Annotated in this window: 20 protein-coding genes; 10 read left to right on the forward strand and 10 right to left on the reverse strand. The window is 33.7% G+C overall.

Annotated features, from left to right (window positions below):
• Nucleotides 1–23 precede the first annotated feature (23 nt).
• Nucleotides 24–731 (forward strand): hypothetical protein, encoded by a 708-nt coding sequence (locus tag Q0787_RS11620; RefSeq protein WP_298902855.1) that lies wholly within the window; start codon nucleotides 24–26, stop codon nucleotides 729–731.
• Nucleotides 732–737: 6 nt separating this feature from the next.
• Here the strand turns inward: Q0787_RS11620 and Q0787_RS11625 are convergent, their stop codons facing one another.
• The 3 genes from Q0787_RS11625 to Q0787_RS11635 are packed head-to-tail and all read right to left on the reverse strand — an operon-like array spanning nucleotide 738 to nucleotide 3412.
• Nucleotides 738–1688, reverse strand: a complete 951-nt coding sequence (locus Q0787_RS11625) for a phosphoribosylaminoimidazolesuccinocarboxamide synthase (protein WP_298902856.1) — start codon at nucleotides 1686–1688, stop codon at nucleotides 738–740.
• A gap of 23 nt (nucleotides 1689–1711) precedes the next feature.
• A complete protein-coding gene (locus Q0787_RS11630) occupies nucleotides 1712–2416 on the reverse strand; it encodes a hypothetical protein (RefSeq protein ID WP_298902857.1) in 705 nt (234 codons plus the stop codon).
• 42 nt (nucleotides 2417–2458) lie between these two features.
• On the reverse strand, nucleotides 2459–3412 hold the full coding sequence (locus Q0787_RS11635) for a PhoH family protein (RefSeq protein WP_298902858.1): 954 nt from the start codon (nucleotides 3410–3412) through the stop codon (nucleotides 2459–2461).
• A gap of 209 nt (nucleotides 3413–3621) precedes the next feature.
• On the opposite strand from Q0787_RS11635, the gene Q0787_RS11640 reads away from it, so the two are divergent.
• The 9 genes from Q0787_RS11640 to Q0787_RS11680 all read left to right on the forward strand — a co-directional run bounded on the left by Q0787_RS11640 (nucleotide 3622) and on the right by Q0787_RS11680 (nucleotide 10370).
• The gene (locus Q0787_RS11640) at nucleotides 3622–4458 is read left to right on the forward strand and encodes an SAM-dependent chlorinase/fluorinase (RefSeq protein ID WP_298902859.1); all 837 of its coding nucleotides are present in this window, start codon (nucleotides 3622–3624) and stop codon (nucleotides 4456–4458) included.
• 3 nt (nucleotides 4459–4461) lie between these two features.
• Nucleotides 4462–4758 carry a putative quinol monooxygenase gene (locus Q0787_RS11645; RefSeq protein ID WP_298902861.1) on the forward strand — a complete coding sequence of 99 codons (297 nt, stop codon included), beginning with the start codon at nucleotides 4462–4464 and terminating at the stop codon, nucleotides 4756–4758.
• A gap of 10 nt (nucleotides 4759–4768) precedes the next feature.
• Nucleotides 4769–5398: a GldM family protein gene (locus Q0787_RS11650; protein WP_298902863.1), complete on the forward strand. Its 630-nt coding sequence runs from the start codon at nucleotides 4769–4771 to the stop codon at nucleotides 5396–5398.
• A 7-nt stretch (nucleotides 5399–5405) separates the two neighbouring features.
• Nucleotides 5406–5816, forward strand: a complete 411-nt coding sequence (locus tag Q0787_RS11655) for a hypothetical protein (RefSeq protein ID WP_298902864.1) — start codon at nucleotides 5406–5408, stop codon at nucleotides 5814–5816.
• 2 nt (nucleotides 5817–5818) lie between these two features.
• Nucleotides 5819–6547 carry a gliding motility-associated ABC transporter permease subunit GldF gene (gene gldF / locus Q0787_RS11660; protein WP_298902866.1) on the forward strand — a complete coding sequence of 243 codons (729 nt, stop codon included), beginning with the start codon at nucleotides 5819–5821 and terminating at the stop codon, nucleotides 6545–6547.
• Complete coding sequence (locus Q0787_RS11665; protein ID WP_298902867.1) at nucleotides 6544–7038, forward strand: hypothetical protein; 495 nt, start codon at nucleotides 6544–6546, stop codon at nucleotides 7036–7038. Before gldF ends, Q0787_RS11665 begins: the two co-directional genes overlap by 4 nt.
• Nucleotides 7025–8698 carry a gliding motility-associated ABC transporter substrate-binding protein GldG gene (gldG, locus tag Q0787_RS11670; protein WP_298902869.1) on the forward strand — a complete coding sequence of 558 codons (1674 nt, stop codon included), beginning with the start codon at nucleotides 7025–7027 and terminating at the stop codon, nucleotides 8696–8698. The genes Q0787_RS11665 and gldG overlap by 14 nt, the downstream gene beginning before the upstream one ends.
• Before the next feature lie 117 nt (nucleotides 8699–8815).
• On the forward strand, nucleotides 8816–9934 hold the full coding sequence (gene dnaN, locus Q0787_RS11675; protein ID WP_298902870.1) for a DNA polymerase III subunit beta: 1119 nt from the start codon (nucleotides 8816–8818) through the stop codon (nucleotides 9932–9934).
• Between the two features lie 70 nt (nucleotides 9935–10004).
• The gene (locus Q0787_RS11680) at nucleotides 10005–10370 is read left to right on the forward strand and encodes a nuclear transport factor 2 family protein (protein ID WP_298902872.1); all 366 of its coding nucleotides are present in this window, start codon (nucleotides 10005–10007) and stop codon (nucleotides 10368–10370) included.
• Nucleotides 10371–10380: 10 nt separating this feature from the next.
• Here Q0787_RS11680 and Q0787_RS11685 read toward each other — a convergent pair whose 3' ends face one another.
• The 7 genes from Q0787_RS11685 to Q0787_RS11715 form a co-directional block, all read right to left on the reverse strand.
• The gene (locus Q0787_RS11685; RefSeq protein WP_298902873.1) at nucleotides 10381–11151 is read right to left on the reverse strand and encodes a hypothetical protein; all 771 of its coding nucleotides are present in this window, start codon (nucleotides 11149–11151) and stop codon (nucleotides 10381–10383) included.
• Between the two features lie 155 nt (nucleotides 11152–11306).
• On the reverse strand, nucleotides 11307–11642 hold the full coding sequence (locus tag Q0787_RS11690) for a DUF4870 domain-containing protein (protein WP_298902875.1): 336 nt from the start codon (nucleotides 11640–11642) through the stop codon (nucleotides 11307–11309).
• A 91-nt stretch (nucleotides 11643–11733) separates the two neighbouring features.
• Complete coding sequence (locus Q0787_RS11695) at nucleotides 11734–12318, reverse strand: methyltransferase domain-containing protein (RefSeq protein ID WP_298902876.1); 585 nt, start codon at nucleotides 12316–12318, stop codon at nucleotides 11734–11736.
• A gap of 1 nt (nucleotide 12319) precedes the next feature.
• Nucleotides 12320–13120, reverse strand: a complete 801-nt coding sequence (locus Q0787_RS11700; protein WP_298902877.1) for a sulfite exporter TauE/SafE family protein — start codon at nucleotides 13118–13120, stop codon at nucleotides 12320–12322.
• Between the two features lie 63 nt (nucleotides 13121–13183).
• Nucleotides 13184–14191 carry a LacI family DNA-binding transcriptional regulator gene (locus Q0787_RS11705; RefSeq protein WP_366915892.1) on the reverse strand — a complete coding sequence of 336 codons (1008 nt, stop codon included), beginning with the start codon at nucleotides 14189–14191 and terminating at the stop codon, nucleotides 13184–13186.
• A gap of 165 nt (nucleotides 14192–14356) precedes the next feature.
• Nucleotides 14357–15859 (reverse strand): T9SS type A sorting domain-containing protein, encoded by a 1503-nt coding sequence (locus Q0787_RS11710; RefSeq protein ID WP_298902879.1) that lies wholly within the window; start codon nucleotides 15857–15859, stop codon nucleotides 14357–14359.
• 334 nt (nucleotides 15860–16193) lie between these two features.
• Entirely contained in the window at nucleotides 16194–17102 is a 909-nt protein-coding gene (locus Q0787_RS11715; RefSeq protein WP_298902880.1) for a glycosyl hydrolase family 17 protein, read from the reverse strand.
• Nucleotides 17103–17109 lie beyond the last annotated feature (7 nt).

Genomic DNA, 17109 nt, shown 5'->3' on the forward strand with positions numbered 1-17109 from the left:
GACATAACCAAAATCATATTGGAATGAAGCAATTTGTACTATTATTTCTGTCTTTGACAACATTTTTATCTTGCCAAGATTCAGAATCGCAAAAGCCCCTTACTTTGACTCAAGAAAAACCACAAACTCCCTTATCTTTTTCTAATGTCACCCTTATTGATAAATTTAAAGATGAGTTGGTTCTAGATACATTAAGCTCGTCTAAAACAGCAAAATTTTCGGCATTGTATATGGGGTCACTAAGTGACTCTATTGTGATTAATTACAGAAATGCCGATCAAAATCATCTCGTAAGAGTATGGGAAAAACATAGAACACCAAGTAAAGATGAACTCTCCATTTATATTGACACGACAAAACACATTGGAAGTCCAACTGATTACATGTCCTGGCGGGAGACATCATCAATTGCTCCACACAGAGCTTTGTCCTATCCAATATTTATTAGAAATCATTCAAAAGACACACTCAGAATAGGTTTTGGAGACTATTTTCCAATGATTACTGAAGCCAAAGATTCTACAGGACTGTGGATTCCAATTCAAGAGCGTTTTATATACATGTGTGGCACTGGGGTTCCATCAATAGTTCTGGCTCCAAACGAAATTGCTTTGACATCGATTAAAAAAGGTTGCGCCAAACAGTACACCAAATTAAGAATTAGGTTTGAGCTTTATAATGAACAAGATATTTACTCAAATGAAATAAACGCTGCTGTTAACCATGATTAACCGCGCTTAATGTTTCAAATAGTCTAAAACATTGGCTTCTATCCTACTTTGGATATCACTTACATCGGCTTTAATAAAAGTCTCTCCCATAATATTCTCATAGAGTTCTATATAACGGTTACTTACCGTTTCAATATATGCATCACTCATTTCAGGAACAGTTTGTCCTTCCAAACCTTGAAAATTATTAGAAATAAGCCATTGACGCACAAACTCCTTGGATAGTTGTTTTTGAGCTTCATTATTGTCTTGGCGGTCTTGATAACCATCCGCATAAAAATAACGTGAAGAATCTGGCGTATGAATCTCATCAATAAGGACAATTTTCCCTTCTTTAGTTTTGCCAAACTCATATTTGGTATCCACCAAAATCAGTCCTCGCGACGCTGCAATTTCTGTTCCGCGTTGGAACAACTTACGCGTGTAATCTTCTAGAATGATATAATCTTCTTCGGAAACAATACCACGCTTTAAAATGTCTTCACGAGAAATATCTTCATCATGATCTCCCATTTCTGCTTTAGTTGCAGGTGTGATAATAGGTTCAGGGAATTTGTCATTTTCTTTCATACCTTCAGGCATTTCAACACCACAAAGTAAGCGTCGTCCTGCTTTATATTCACGAGCTGCATGACCAGACATGTATCCACGAATAACCATTTCAACTTTAAAAGGATCACATAAATGTCCAACTGCCACGTTAGGATCTGGCGTTGCCGTTAACCAATTAGGTACTAAATCTTCGGTTGCCTTCATCATACTGGTTGCAATCTGATTTAGGATTTGCCCTTTATACGGAATTCCTTTTGGCATCACTACATCAAAAGCCGATAAGCGATCTGTTGCTATCATGACAAGCTCGTTGTCATTTATATTATAAACTTCTCTTACCTTTCCTTTATAGACACTTTTTTGATTTGGAAAATTAAAATTTGATGCTGTTATGGTATTTTTCATTTTAAATATTGCTATAAATATGTTTAATATATAGATTCTATGGTATAAAAAGGTTTAAAGTTATTAGATATAGAATCTTGACAAAGGTGTTTTATCGGAAAAAAGCAATCCATTATTAAATTATCAGTGTTCAATGTATTAAATAATTCCATTTTTGAGATGCTTATGGTATCAGAATAATTCAACTTTGGAGATACTCTTAATACCTTTTCTTCTAATTTCAATACTATTGTATCTTGAGTAAAACTAATGACATCATATTCTAAAAAATCTTTGTATCCACTTCTATGGACTTCTATGGAATACATATGGTTTAAACTAGGATGATGTATTTTATTTATTATCCTCTCCTTCTTTGCTACGTAAAACTCATAATCTGTTTGCGGTTTATTTACTGTAAACAAACCTCCTAAAATATTGAAAAGCCAAAATAATATTGGAATACAAAATATAATACAACCTGAAAAAGACCAAAACGGATTTTTTATCTTTAATTGTTTTAAGGTCAATTGATGTCTTAATGATGCATCTGTGTTAACGAAGTCATTAGAATATTCATCTTTTATAACCCAAAACTTTTCCAACGGAAAAAATGGAATTAAGAGTATATGAAAAACTTTGACATATACTAGAAAAGTATAATTTGAATACTTTTTCTCATCCAAATTCAAGTCCTCCTCATTAAAAGTCTTCAGTTTAATAGCATAGGTGCCAAAGAAAAATTTCATCTGTTAACTTTTACTTTCAAACTAAACCTTCAAATTCTTAGCTTAATCTCTATTTTCTATACTTTTATAGGCTGCGATAACTTTCTTAACCAGTTTATGACGAATAACATCCTTGTCATCCAGGTATATCATACCAATTCCATCTACATTTTTAAGCACAAGTAATGCCTCTTTTAACCCAGAAATAGTTCGTCTTGGTAAATCAACTTGACCAGGATCACCTGTAAGAAGAAACTTTGCGTTTTTTCCCATACGAGTTAAAAACATTTTCATTTGAGCATGCGTTGTATTTTGACCTTCATCCAAAATCACAAATGCATTGTCTAATGTTCGTCCGCGCATAAACGCTAAAGGTGCAATTTGTATGGTGCCATTTTCAATAAAACTAGCTAATTTCTCAGCTGGAATCATATCACGAAGTGCATCATACAACGGTTGCATGTAAGGATCTAATTTCTCCTTTAAATCTCCTGGCAAGAAACCTAGGTTCTCTCCTGCTTCTACAGCTGGACGCGTTAAAATAATGCGTTTAACTTCTTTTGCCTTTAAGGCTCGTACTGCCAGCGCAACTCCTGTATAGGTTTTACCTGTTCCTGCAGGACCAATAGCAAAAACCATATCATTTTTGCGCATGCTCTCAACTAACTTACGTTGGTTAACCGTTTGCGCCTTTATAATCTTACCGTTAACACCATGAACAATAGTTTCGCCACTCTGTTCAGAGGTTGTGTAGTCATCGCTACTTTGGCTCGTTAGTACACGTTCGATAACATTCTCATCAATTTTATTATACTTACCAAAATGTTTCATAAGCATGTTCATACGACGATCAAACTCTTCGAGCAAATCTTCATCTCCATAAGCCTTAATTTTATTGCCTCGGGCTACAATTTTAAGTTTTGGAAAGTATTTTTTAAGAAGTACGATGTTGGCATTTTGAGCTCCAAAAAATTCTTTGGGTGTAATTTCTTCTAGTTCTAAAATAAGTTCATTCAAAAGCGATGGGAATTATAAATTAATCTGTTTTGTTTTATTAGTTTTGTGATGAGACAAAATGAGTCTCATTTTGATAACATCTCAATCAAAAATAATTAAACTATTTTATTCTGTAGGTTTAGCCAAGGTTAAAATATGATTAGTTTTTAACAGTTTTGTTTAAGATAAAGAAAGAGGCCCATTAATTAAACTTTATTTATAGCTAGCGCATGGCAATTATCACATTAACAACCGATTTTGGCGAAAAAGATCACTTTGCAGGAGCCATTAAAGGAGCTATTTATAGTGAATTGCCAGATGTACGAATTGTTGATATCTCACATTCTGTTGCGCCATTTAATGTTCCTGAAGCAGCTTATATTATCCAGAACGCCTATAGCAGTTTTCCTAAAGGCACAATACATATGATTGGCATCGATTCTGAGCTCAATCCAGAAAACAAACATATTGCCGTAAAATTAGACGATCATTATTTTATTTGTGCTAATAATGGTATCATGAGTATGATATGCTCTGATATTGCACCTCAAAAAATTGTTGAAATTAACATTCATGATCGTGTTGCTACTAGTTTTCCAGTTTTAGATGTGTTTGTAAATGTGGCTTGCCATATTGCTCGTGGCGGCACCTTAGAAGTTATTGGCAAACTTATTAATACAATTAAGCCTATTAAAAATTTGATTCCGTTTGTTAATGATGATAAAAATCAAATTATAGGAAGCGTCATTTATATTGATAACTATGGCAATGTAATTACCAATATAAAGCGTAAATTTTTTGAAAGTGTTCAAAAAACACGAGCTTATGAAATCTCAGCAAGGAGTTACAAGTTTAAAAAAATACATGACAAATATAGTGATGCCATTAATTTCGAAATTCCAGAAGACAAACGCTACGATGCAGGAAAAGGCTTGGTAGTGTTTAATTCATCTGGCTATTTAGAAATTGCTGTTTACAAAAGTGACAACGCTACCGTTGGAAGTGCCTCAAGTCTTATGGGACTTAAGGTCATGGATACTGTGACCATTAATTTTTCAAAAACATAAAGTATGTTTGTACGTATTGTAAAAATGAGTTTTGTACCTTCTAAAGTTGATGAATTCCTTGCAAATTTTGAAGCCAAAAAAGAGCTTATCAGAGCATTTGAGGGCTGTGAGTTTTTAGAACTCTATCGCGACAAACACAATACAAACGTTTTTTTTACGTATAGTTATTGGCAAACTGAAGCTGATTTAGAACTTTATAGACATTCAGATTTATTTAAAGGTGTTTGGGCAAAAACGAAACCTCTGTTTAATGCAAAGCCCGAGGCATGGAGTGTAGATAAGTTAGCTTCTCTTGAGTAAATTATCTTTTATGAGAAAAATTTGGTTTTTAATTCTTTGTGTACAACTATCTTTCGCCCAAGAAGTTGTATTAGAATTGTCTTTGCAAAATATTGTCATAAGGGGTATTACAAACCCCATTAGAGCAAGTATTGAAAACACTAACTGTAATGATGTTATTATCACCAGTAAAGCAGCTAAAATAGAACGTTATAAAGATTGCAGTTTTAGTTTGGTTACTTTGTCTGAAAATAGAGAACTCGTTGTAAATTTCTATAAAAAAACAGGGAAAGACTCTGTATTTGTTGATAAGAGAGTGTATCGGGTTATTGATTTTCCTGACCCTATTCCCAATATCGCAGGATTTCGTGAAGGAGACATTTCCGAGGAAACATTTAAATCGTATTTTGGTATTGCTAGACTCAATGCCTATAGCGAGTATGTGTGCATGGATTTTAAAATGACAGAATATACCATGATGGTCATTAGAGATACAACTGCTGTTGGAATTTCAAAAAACATTGGCAATAGAGCTTCTGAAGAGACCAAGAAGCTAATTGCATTGGTGAAACCTGGAGATCAAGTGTACATTACCAATTTAAAATGTAAAGTTCTTAATGAGGAAAGAGAACTAGATGAAATGAAATTTTATATAAAATAAATTAGACATGCTCGGGAAGTTCCATCTTTTTTTTGGCATTGCTATCGTAATCACATTTATTTTGACAGGTCAATATATGCATCATAGATATGATCATTTAAAAGATATGGAATTGATGAATAGAGCGTTATTTCGAGCAGGACACCTCTATATTTTGTTGTTTGGTTTAATTAATGTAGCACTCGGGGCGTATTTTAACCCCATAAAACACCATCTTTTAAATAAGATTCAGTGGCTTGGTTCTGTATCCATTATTATTGCAAGCTGCCTTGTGATCTATGCTTTTTTTACTGAACTTCCAACTGATGATATAGAAAGACCACTAACACGTTTAAGTCTTTATGTAGTATTTTTTGGTGTAACTATACATGGTTTAATATCTTTGGTGAAAAATAAAATCGAAAACCCTAAAAATTAGTAATGTTAGCAATTCTCAAAAAAGAAATAAACAGCTTCTTTTCCTCTCCTATTGGTTACTTAGTGATTGCGGTATTTTTATTACTCAATGGGTTATTTTTATGGCTCTTTAAAGGTGATTTTAATGTTCTAGATAATGGGTTTGCAGATTTGTCTACCTTCTTTTTGTTAGCTCCATGGATTCTCATATTTCTTGTTCCAGCGGTGACAATGCGGAGTTTTGCCGATGAGAAAAAACAAGGTACTCTAGAGTTATTACTTACAAAACCAATAAGTCATTTACATATTGTTTTAGGAAAATATCTTGGAGCTCTCGTCCTTATAATTATAGCTTTAATTCCAACACTTTTATATGTCTTTACCATTTCTAAGTTAGGAAACCCTGAAGGAAACCTCGATATTGGTAGTATCATGGGGTCGTATTTCGGACTGCTATTTCTTGTTGCGGCTTATGCCGCCATTGGCGTATTTGCATCAAGTCTAACAGATAACCAAATTGTAGCATTTATCATCGCAGTATTTATTTGTTTCTTTTTTTATTTTGGTTTTGAAGGTCTATCAAACTACAACTTATTTGGGGACACCTTTTATGTTGAAAAACTAGGCATGGAATCGCATTTCAAAAGTATGAGTCGCGGCGTTTTAGATACACGAGATATTATATACTTTTTAAGCATTACAGTATTATTTATTGTCTTAACAAAATTAACTATTAAACGCGCAAACACATGATTATTACGACGCCTTTAGTGGTTATGATGTGCATTATATTTGTACTCGTGTTTTTATTTGTGAAAACCATAGATAGACGGAAATGGCTTACGGCATTAGTAAGTTTAGCCATTACACCATTTGCTTATTTTTATGGCGTATATCCAATGATAAATATTTTTAGCAATTATCATCATCAGAAATATTTTTCTTCAGAATTATGGAAGAACAAACCTGCATTACGTTATGAATTATCTGATGATATGATAGCTTCTGAAATTTTACTTGGAAAGTCAAAGCAAGAGGTTGAATTACTACTAGGAACTGCCGAATGGATGTCATGGAGCGAGGCACTAAAAGATCATAATGCAAACAAGTGGAATTACGCCTTAGGTATTGAACCTGGTGCTTTTAATACTGAAAAAGAATGTGCGCAAATCACATTTAAAAACGATACAGTTGTAGACATTAATATTTACAAAGAAGCCATAACATTTGATGCTAAAGACTAAAAAAAATATCATTGCCATAGCCATAACACTTGTGGCACTTATTGCTGTTAATTTAATATCGAGTAAGGTTTATAAGCGTTTTGATCTTACTAAAGATAAACGCTACACCTTATCTAATGAAGCACTACAAACTGTTGAAGATGTTGATTCTCCCTTAATCATTGACGTATTTTTAGAAGGTGATTTTCCATCTGAATTTAGACGTTTGCGGGATGAAACTCAACAATTGCTTGAAGAATTTTCATTATACAACAGCAACGTAAAATTTGGTTTTATAAATCCTTTGGCTGATGAAAAAACACGGAACCAAAACTTGCAACAACTGGCTAAACGAGGTTTACAGCCTTTTCAAATTAACATAAAAGAAAATGGAAAGACATCTCAAGAGTTAATTATTCCTTGGGCCTTGGCTAGTTACAACGAACAAACAGTAATAATTCCATTAATTAAAAATAAAATTGGAGCTACAGACCAAGAATTAGTTAATGGATCTATTCAAAATTTAGAATATGCCTTTGCTGAAGCATTTAAAAAATTGGTAAAGCCAAAGCAAAATAAGATTGCAATATTGAAAGGTAACGGACAATTAGGTGACATCTATATTGCAGACATTCTCAAAACATTAGGAGAACATTATTTTCTTGCTCCTTTCACTTTAGATAGTGTTTCTAGTAACCCGAAAAAGACACTTCAGGACATTTCGAATTATGACTTAATTATTTCTGCAAAACCTAGTGTGGCTTTTTCCGAAGAAGAAAAATATGTTTTAGATCAATACACTATGAATGGTGGAAAGAGTCTCTGGCTCACCGAAAGCATAATTATGGATAGAGATAGTTTAAATAATCGTGCAGGAACTGCTGTTGCTATTATGAAAGACTTGAATCTTAATGATTTCTTCTTTAAATATGGTGTTCGTATTAATCCTGTTATTGTAAATGATTTGTATTCGGCCCCTATTCCTTTAGCCATTGGAGAAGGTAACAACGCTCAATTTCAACCTGTGCAATGGCCATACTCTCCATTAGCTGCAAGTAATCCCAACCATTCTATTACAGCAAACTTAGATCCAGTAAAATTTGACTTTGCCAGTCAGATAGACACCTTAAAGAATGATATAGACAAAACCATTTTGTTAAGAAGTTCTCAACTGTCAAAACTACAAAGTATTCCGCGTGAAATTAGCCTAGATGTGGTCACTCAAGAACCTGATCCAGAAACCTATAAAGAACCTTTTCAAACCCTCGCAGTTTTGTTGGAGGGCGAGTTTACTTCTGTGTATGACAAACGTGTAAAGCCTTTTAAAATTTCAGATGACAAAACGATAAGCAAGCCAACCAAAATGATTGTAATTGCAGATGGCGATGTGATTAAGAATGAAGTTATAAAAAACAGACCTCAAGAGTTAGGTTTTGAGTTCTTAACCAAACGTAAATTTGGAAATAAAGAGTTTCTTGAAAATGCCGTGAACTACCTTCTTAATGATGACGGACTTATAAACATTCGTACCAAAGAGGTGAAATTGGCATTCTTGGATACAGCAAAAATTGAAGATCAAAAATCGAAGTGGCAAATTATAAATATTGTCTTACCACTTGTTATATTAGGAGTTTTTGGTTTTGTCTTTAATTATTTCAGAAGAAAACACTACACCAAATAGTCCCTTTTTAGACGCCAGAAGTTGTTAATAAGTTTGTTTTATAAAACAATAGCTTTAAGATATATTTGTAATGCACAATTAGTTGTGATAATTTTGAAAAAATTTTTATAAGAACGTATGAAATTTATAGTATCCAGTACATATTTACTTAAACAATTACAGGTTTTAGGAGGTGTTATCAACAGTTCGAACACGCTACCTATTTTAGATAATTTCTTATTCGAATTGAAAGATTCTAAATTAACTGTTTCTGCTAGCGATTTAGAAACAACGATGTCTTCCACTCTTGATGTAGAAAGCGATAAAGATGGTAGTATTGCATTACCTGCGCGTTTATTGTTAGACACTTTAAAAACATTCCCGGAGCAACCTCTCACCTTTGTTGTTGAAGATAACAACACCGTAGAAATTAGCTCTAATCATGGTAAATATGCATTGGCTTATGCCGATGGCAATGAGTTTCCTAAAGCTGTTGAACTAGATAATCCTAGCACTACAACCATAGCTGGAGATATTTTGGCAACTGCGATAGGAAAAACTATTTTTGCCGCTGGTAATGATGATCTGCGTCCTGTAATGAGTGGTGTCTTTTTTCAATTTTCAACTGAAGGTCTCACCTTTGTTGCTACTGATGCTCACAAACTTGTAAAATATACACGAGAAGATGTAAAGGCTAATCAAGTAGCCGAGTTTATTATGCCTAAGAAACCTTTAAATCTTTTAAAAGGAATATTGGCTGCTAATGATGACGCCGTTACTATTGAATATAATGATTCTAACGCTAAATTCACTTTTGAGAATTCTGTGCTTGTATGTCGATTGATTGATGGGAAGTATCCTAATTATGAAGCCGTAATTCCTAAAGAAAATCCGAATAAATTAACCATAGACAGAACGCAGTTCTTAAACTCTGTGCGTCGTGTGAGTATTTTTTCAAATAAAACAACGCATCAAATTCGATTAAAAATTGCAGGTGCCGAATTGAATATTTCAGCAGAGGATATTGATTACTCAAATAAAGCAGAAGAACGTTTAACATGTGACTACCAAGGTGATGATATGCAAATTGGTTTTAACTCACGTTTTCTTACTGAAATGTTGAACAACCTCAATTCTGATGAAGTGCAACTAGAAATGAGCCTACCTAACAGAGCTGGAATATTAACGCCTATTGATGGTTTAGACGCGGGTGAGCATGTGACCATGTTGGTAATGCCAGTGATGCTAAATAGCTAGTCAAAATTAAACCTTATATAAACTAAGCCAATAACGTACTGTTCTTGGCTTTTTTAATTTTTCTATACATATGAGTCGCTCAGCAATTGCCAGACAGTACTTAAAACACCTTGAAGACGGAGACATGGAAGCTGTTATTGCTCTTTTTTCTGAAACAGGAACAGTAGCCTCTCCTCTCTACGGAAATAAACTTGCTTCAGAATTTTATAGACTTTTACAGAATGACACTAACGCTTCTAAATTAAAGTTGAAGGGGATTTATGATAATAACGACACTAATACTCTAGCGCTTCACTTTAACTATCATTGGACTTTAAAAACAGCCAAAGAAGTGAACTTCGACGTTGTAGACATTATAGCATTTGATGATACTCTAAAAATAAAACATCTACAAATTATCTATGATACTGTCGTTAGTAGAAACCTTATTTCTTAATAATACTATTTTACGAATTAGCAGGAATAAATATAGATTTTATTCGGTCTATAACACCTTGCAGCATACTAAACAAGGCATCCGATGAAAAACCTCCAATAAGTGCGAGTACGCTTTTATTGAATAAATTGACATTATCCGGATTGGTTATATAAACCGATAAAATTTCAGACAATACAAGACCAGCAATGATTCCAAGTACAATTTGAGCCATATACTCAATAGACTCTTCAGGTAACAACGTTCCTTTCTTTAAAGAATTACTCACATTTTTAAGTAAGTAAAAAACCACTCCTAAACCAGAAATAGAGCATAAGTAACCAATATTGAGAAGTAACTGTTTGCCATGATTATTCATAATTCCTTTATCTAGAGAATCATTATTCACATCAGACGAAATACCTGTTACAATAAAAATAGTTAAAAATACTAAGGCCAAAATAACAAGATTTCGAACCAAAGGAAGTCTGCTCAAAACAAGTTTGGTGTTGTCTTTAGAATGCAGTTTCTTAGTAAACTGAATAGATTTTGGTGTAGCTGGAGCTACATTTTTGCACAACAAATTATGAGCGTTAATTAAGTCATCAACACTACTGTTTTGAATAAGAGCATTCACCTCTGTATTTATTGTAATACCATTAAATACAGCATACGACAACATGTTATTTATTTCGGAACTTAATTCGTTAATGATTTCTTGAGAAATTCCAGGTTTTACAACCTTTGATGTGTTACTATCTTTAGGTGTTTTTGTATTAGAGTCTGATACAGTTTTGGCCATAACGTCTTATATTTAAAGTACATCTAAAATACCTTATAACACACACAAAAAACCACGTAAAAACACCCAATTAATAGAGTGCGTGGATATACTATATATAACTAAAAAACGCTCACTTAGTAGTGAGCGTTTTCATTTATCCCTATGTAAAATAACTAACTAATAAAATTAAGAGATAAAGGATATCTTGGAGTTTCGCCATGGCTTGCTCTAATAGCATTTATAATTGGAAAAATAAACGATAATATACATAATGCTATTAATCCAAATATGCCTATTAAAACAAATACCAGAGGAACACATATTAAAGCATAAACTAATAAACTTAGCTGAAAGTTGACAATATTCTTACCTTCTTGGTCCATGCGATACACATTTTCTTTTTGAGTAGCCCAAATAACTAAGGGCACAATAAGTCCGCCAAATCCAGTAATGAACGTGAGTAACTGACTCAAATGTGTTAATACTATAAGTTGATTATCTTGTCGCATTGTATTATTATTTTGATTGAACATCTATTGGACGTCAAAAGTCATAAAATGTTACACCACGTATTTACTTTTAAACGAAGAGAAGTGAAGATTATTCTTTTATCAACCTAAAAAAGAGCTCATTACCCTCTCTTTGAGAGATTGAATTATAGCATTTTTCCATAGTTTCAATATGAAAACTTTTTTCAAAATAAGATACATAAAGCGCTTTATCTCCTCCAAAAGGTGGCTTGTCTTTATAGAGTGGTAGATTAAATAGTAATCCGACTAAACTGCCATTTTCAACTAAGAGCTCATTCATTTTTAAGACATACTTTGTTCTAAGGTTTGGATGAAGGGCGCAAAAGAAGGTTTGCTCCAAAATGAGATCAAAAACCATGTCTAATTTAAAAAGATCTAAATGTATTAGTTGTGTTTCAGGAAAATTTGGAACTCGTTTTTTTATATTATCAAGAGCTGTTCTAGACACGTCAACAACATAGACATTTTTAAACCCTTTGCTAAACAAATATTCTGCTTCATAAGAATTACCTCCTCCAGGAATTAAAATACGTGTCTCAAGATTATTAAGTTGATCTATAAAGGCCTTTATTGGAGGAGACACCTCTCCTAAGTCCCAAGGATCATCATTCTTATCATAGCGATTGTTCCAATAAGACGCATCTAAGTTTTCCAAATTATAATAACTCTTTTAAAATTATATAAATGCCCATGATCAAAACAAACCATCCAAAACTCTTCTTTAGTTTTTTACCGTCAATAAAATTAGAAAGGTAGCTTCCAATAAAAATCCCAACTACAGAAATTGCTGTAAATACTAGTAAAAACGACCAATCAATTTCAAGATTTTCTATATCCCCAATAAATCCAATTAACGACTTAACAGCAATAATTAATAATGACGTCCCAACTGCTTTTTTCATTGGAAGTTTTGCTAATAACACCAAGGCTGGAATTATTAAAAATCCGCCTCCCGCGCCTACTATTCCGGTGAGTACACCAACCGCAAGGCCTTCAATAATAATAACAGGGTAATTAAATTTTACGTTGGTTGGAGATGATTTTGGCGTTACTTTTCTCTCTTTAATCATTGATATAGAAGCCAATAACATAATAATCGCAAAAAACACCATAATACCAATGTCTTTTGTTAAGATAAAATCACCGACTGTAAAAATTGTTTCTGGAATGGCTGGTACTATAAGTTTTCTTGCGAGATATACCGCAATAAAAGCAGGAATTGCAAAAACAAGGGCCGTTTTAAAGTCAACTAATCCTTTTTTTATATTTTGAATGGTTCCAAAAACCGAAGACACTCCAACAACAAAAAGTGAATATGCTGTTGCCGTAATTGGATTTACAGACATTAAGTATACCAAAATAGGAACCGTAAGTATAGAACCCCCTCCGCCAATTAAGCCTAAAACCAGACCTATTAAAAGTGCACCAAAGTATCCGAAAACCTGTGAGATATCCATGTACACAAATCTAATTATAAATTATAACTCGTGAAACGTAAATATCACATTTCCTTAGAAATTCTATTTGGTAGTTTCTCTTAAGATTAAATTGGTTTTAATCGTTTTTGTGATTTTAGCAGTACTACCTTTATCCTTTAAGCGGTTTATAAGTAATTCTACAGAGGCCCTACCAATATCTACAGTGTGTTGAGAAACAGTTGATAATTTAGGGTCAGTAAACTGAAGCACATTTTCATCTGAAAAACCAATAATAGAAAGATCATTAGGAATGTTATAATTGAGTTTTAACGCTTTTTGAAGCGCAACAACACCAGAGGTATTGTCGATTGAAATAATGCCATCAACCGATTGGTGTTTTTCAAAGAGTTGCTGTACGCCATCTTCTACAGAATTGTCTTTTTCGATTGTAATAACAATAGGTTCATTTTCATAATTTGAAGCCTCTTCTAAAGCAGCCAAATATCCATTTACACGCAGCTTTCCTACACTTAGTTCATCTATATTACTAATGAGTACAATATGAGTTCTTCCTTCAGAAAGCAAATGTTTAGTGGCTTCATAGGCCGCACCGAAATCATCGATAATCACCTTATCACTATGTATATCATCTGACACTCTATCAAACAATACTACTGGAATATTTTGTTGTAGTATGTCGTTAATATGACTCACATTATTTGCAACCTGCGTTTCTTCAGCTAAAGACAAAATAAAGCCGTCTACACTACCATTTGATAATAGTTGAAGGCTATTAATTTCTTTAGATTGTAACTCATTAGACACACAGGTTATAATATTATAACCGTGCTTACTAGCCTCCATTTCAATAGCATATAAAGCCTTAGCAAAAAAATGATTTAGAATATTTGGAATAATAACACCTATTGTATTGGTCTTACTATTTTTAAGGCTCAATGCTAGCTTATTTGGTTTATAGTTTAAAAATGCTGCCAAATCCTTGACACGTTCAATGGTCTCTGGGCTAATTTCATCACTATCATGTAAGGCCTTAGATACTGTAGATACAGAAACATTTAATTGTTCGGCTAATTGTTTTAGTGTTACCATAAGTGCAAAAGATAAAAGGATGTATTTTAATGTAAAAGTAAATGCTTTCGTTAGGATTAGAAAGTTATATCAAAAGTTTTACTCATTGAACGGTTTTGATACTAACAAAAAAAAGCCACATTGCATATAGCAAATGTGGCTTTTAACATATTAGTTAGTTATGCATTATTTTTTTATCAATTTGATTGTTTTGCTTCCTGTTGCCGAAGAAACTTTTGCAAAGTATAACCCAGTTTTTAAACTAGATGCATCAATCGCTACTTCATTTGCATTTGGTGTTACATTAACCACCTGCTTTCCTAAAACATCATATACTTGAACAGATTCTATAGTTTGAGTTCCAATAACTGTCCAATTATTTGTTGTTGGATTAGGGAATACAGAAAACTCGTTTCTCGTAACGTCATCGACTCCTAACGTATTTGTTGTACTAAAGAAAATGTTGTCAATAAAAACTGTTCCATTTCCAGTAATCAATGTTTGCTTGATATCTGTTCCATCCCATGTACCACTTACTAATGGTGGATAATTCGCAAAATGAGATAATGGAATAAATACACTAACCCATTCTCCTGTTAACAAAGGAGCATCCACACCAAACCTAAAAAATGGTTCTTCCGGATTTCCACAACAAATAGTAGCGCTCAATGAATCATCTACTAAAGAAAAATTAAACGCTGTCGCCGTTGTAGCATAATAATTTAAATGTACATAGCTATATGTTCCTGTGGCGTCAAAGTTTTCACCTAATCCACTTCCAAAGAAATCTAAATTATCTACTCTAAGAACTGTATCACCACCAAGATCAGGTTGCGAAATTTGAGCACCACCTGCAAAGTCAACTAAATTAAATCCTGCAAAGTCTGATGAGTTCATATTTCCGCTTAATTCACTATAGATATAAAAATCAGTTCCTGTAGATCCATTATTCACAGGTCCAGATGTTGGATCTGCTGCAGGACATGCAGGGCAAGAAGCGCCGCCACAATCAACTCCTGTTTCATCTTGATTTTGAATACCATCATCGCAAGTCTCTGGACACGTTGGGCACGAAGCTCCACCACAGTCAACTCCTGTTTCATCTCCATTTTGAATACCATCATCACATGTTGGGTCAGGTGCTCCTACTTGTATAATGTCATCAAAGTAGTATACACCACCTACTGCTATAGTTGGGCAGCTTCCACCTTCACAAGAGATATCGTAGTCTGGTTGAATTACGATCACACTGTATTGTTCTGATCCATTAACTTGGCTCGTAAAATCAAACGTTAACTCAGTCCAAGTATCTGCAGTCGTTACCGTTTGGATCACATTATAAGATACCTCTCCTGGTCTTTGCACTTCAAATCTAATAGGCAAATTAGCCTTTGAAGATCTTACTTTTAATGTAAATGACGTACCGTTGGCCATATCGGCTAAAATTGGTCCATCAGGAGCTCCATAACCAAATCCTCCAAACCATTCTGCTCCCATTGGCTTATTCACCTCTAATGCACGCATTGACGTGTTCGGAGCTGTCATATCAGGATTAACAACATTACCAAAACCTAGACCACCAAACTCAAATGTTGCAGTCGTAGTTGTATCTTCATAATCAAGTGGCAATGCTTGGCTAAAAACCATAGCCGTTGCCAATAAAAAAGTAATTAGTGTAATTTTTTTCATAGTTATATGTATTAGATTAGTAATTATTTAAATTAGACATTAATATATTTTCATTTCTATAAATTTAAGCACTCTATTTTGAGATTATCGCAAAACGCACCGCTACAAAAAACATACAGAATCAAATAATTTTATTTCTGTTTAACTATTTCGACAAAACCAATAAACAAAGGCAATTCAAGCGTTTTTAATTATTAACATAACCAATCTTTAACACAATTTTAATTGATGTGTTGTGGTAATGTTGTGCTAATCTTTACAGTTGTATTGTTCATTATTTGTTATGTTGTAGCATACAAATCTCGGTATGCACTAAATTGACCTAAATTCAATCTTAAAACTTGAGTTTTTCATGCTTATCCCAGAGTCCCCAATATGCACCAACATCACCTTCATCTCCTGTTTTCCAAGACTCATCAAATGACGAAAAATAGAACACATCTATATTAGCTTTGGTAGCCCAAACTTGCGTATTAATAAAGTACTTCATTGCATTTTCCTCAGAGGAAAATGCACCTTTTAAACTACCTCCTTGACTTGGCCAACCTGTCTCTGTAATGATTACTTTTTTTCCACGTCCTGCATCTGATGCCTGACCAAACATTTGCTGCATATGGTGTAAAGCGCCATCGATATGGCACCCTTCCCAATATGGATAACAATTACTTAAAATGACATCACTAATTTCTACAAGCTCTGGATGCACTGAAAATTCATAATACGCATCGACATAGCCAATTGGAATACCAGGTAGAGCTTCTTTTACTCTTCGGATATATCCTAATAATTCATCTAAAGTCAAATCGTTTCTGTAAAGTACTTCGTTACCCACTGCGGCGATATCAACCACTCCTTCTTTAGCCAGCTGAATGAGTCCTTCTATTTCCTTTTCATTTTCATCTTTATCATCGCCAAGCCAAGCACCAACCAAAGTTTTCATTCCATGTTTGTGCGCCATACGTGGTATATGTTCATTTCCTTCTATACAAGAAAATGAACGTATCCATTTCGAATATGGTTTTAAAATTTTAACACGTCGTTCTACCTGTGCTTCGGTAATAACATCGCCTGGTTCCTGACCATCCTCATACATACTAAAACATATGCCGTGCATTCCTTTTTTGAGCGTTGCTCTCCAAAGCGTTTTTAATTCTTCAATAGAATATGAACCGAAATCAATCCCAGAATGTTCTGTAAAACTGATGCCGTTGTAAGCGTGATATTCTTCCTCTCTATATGACATTTAAAAT

The organism is uncultured Psychroserpens sp., from assembly GCF_947492715.1.
In the GTDB taxonomy this organism is placed as follows: Bacteria; Bacteroidota; Bacteroidia; order Flavobacteriales; family Flavobacteriaceae; genus Psychroserpens.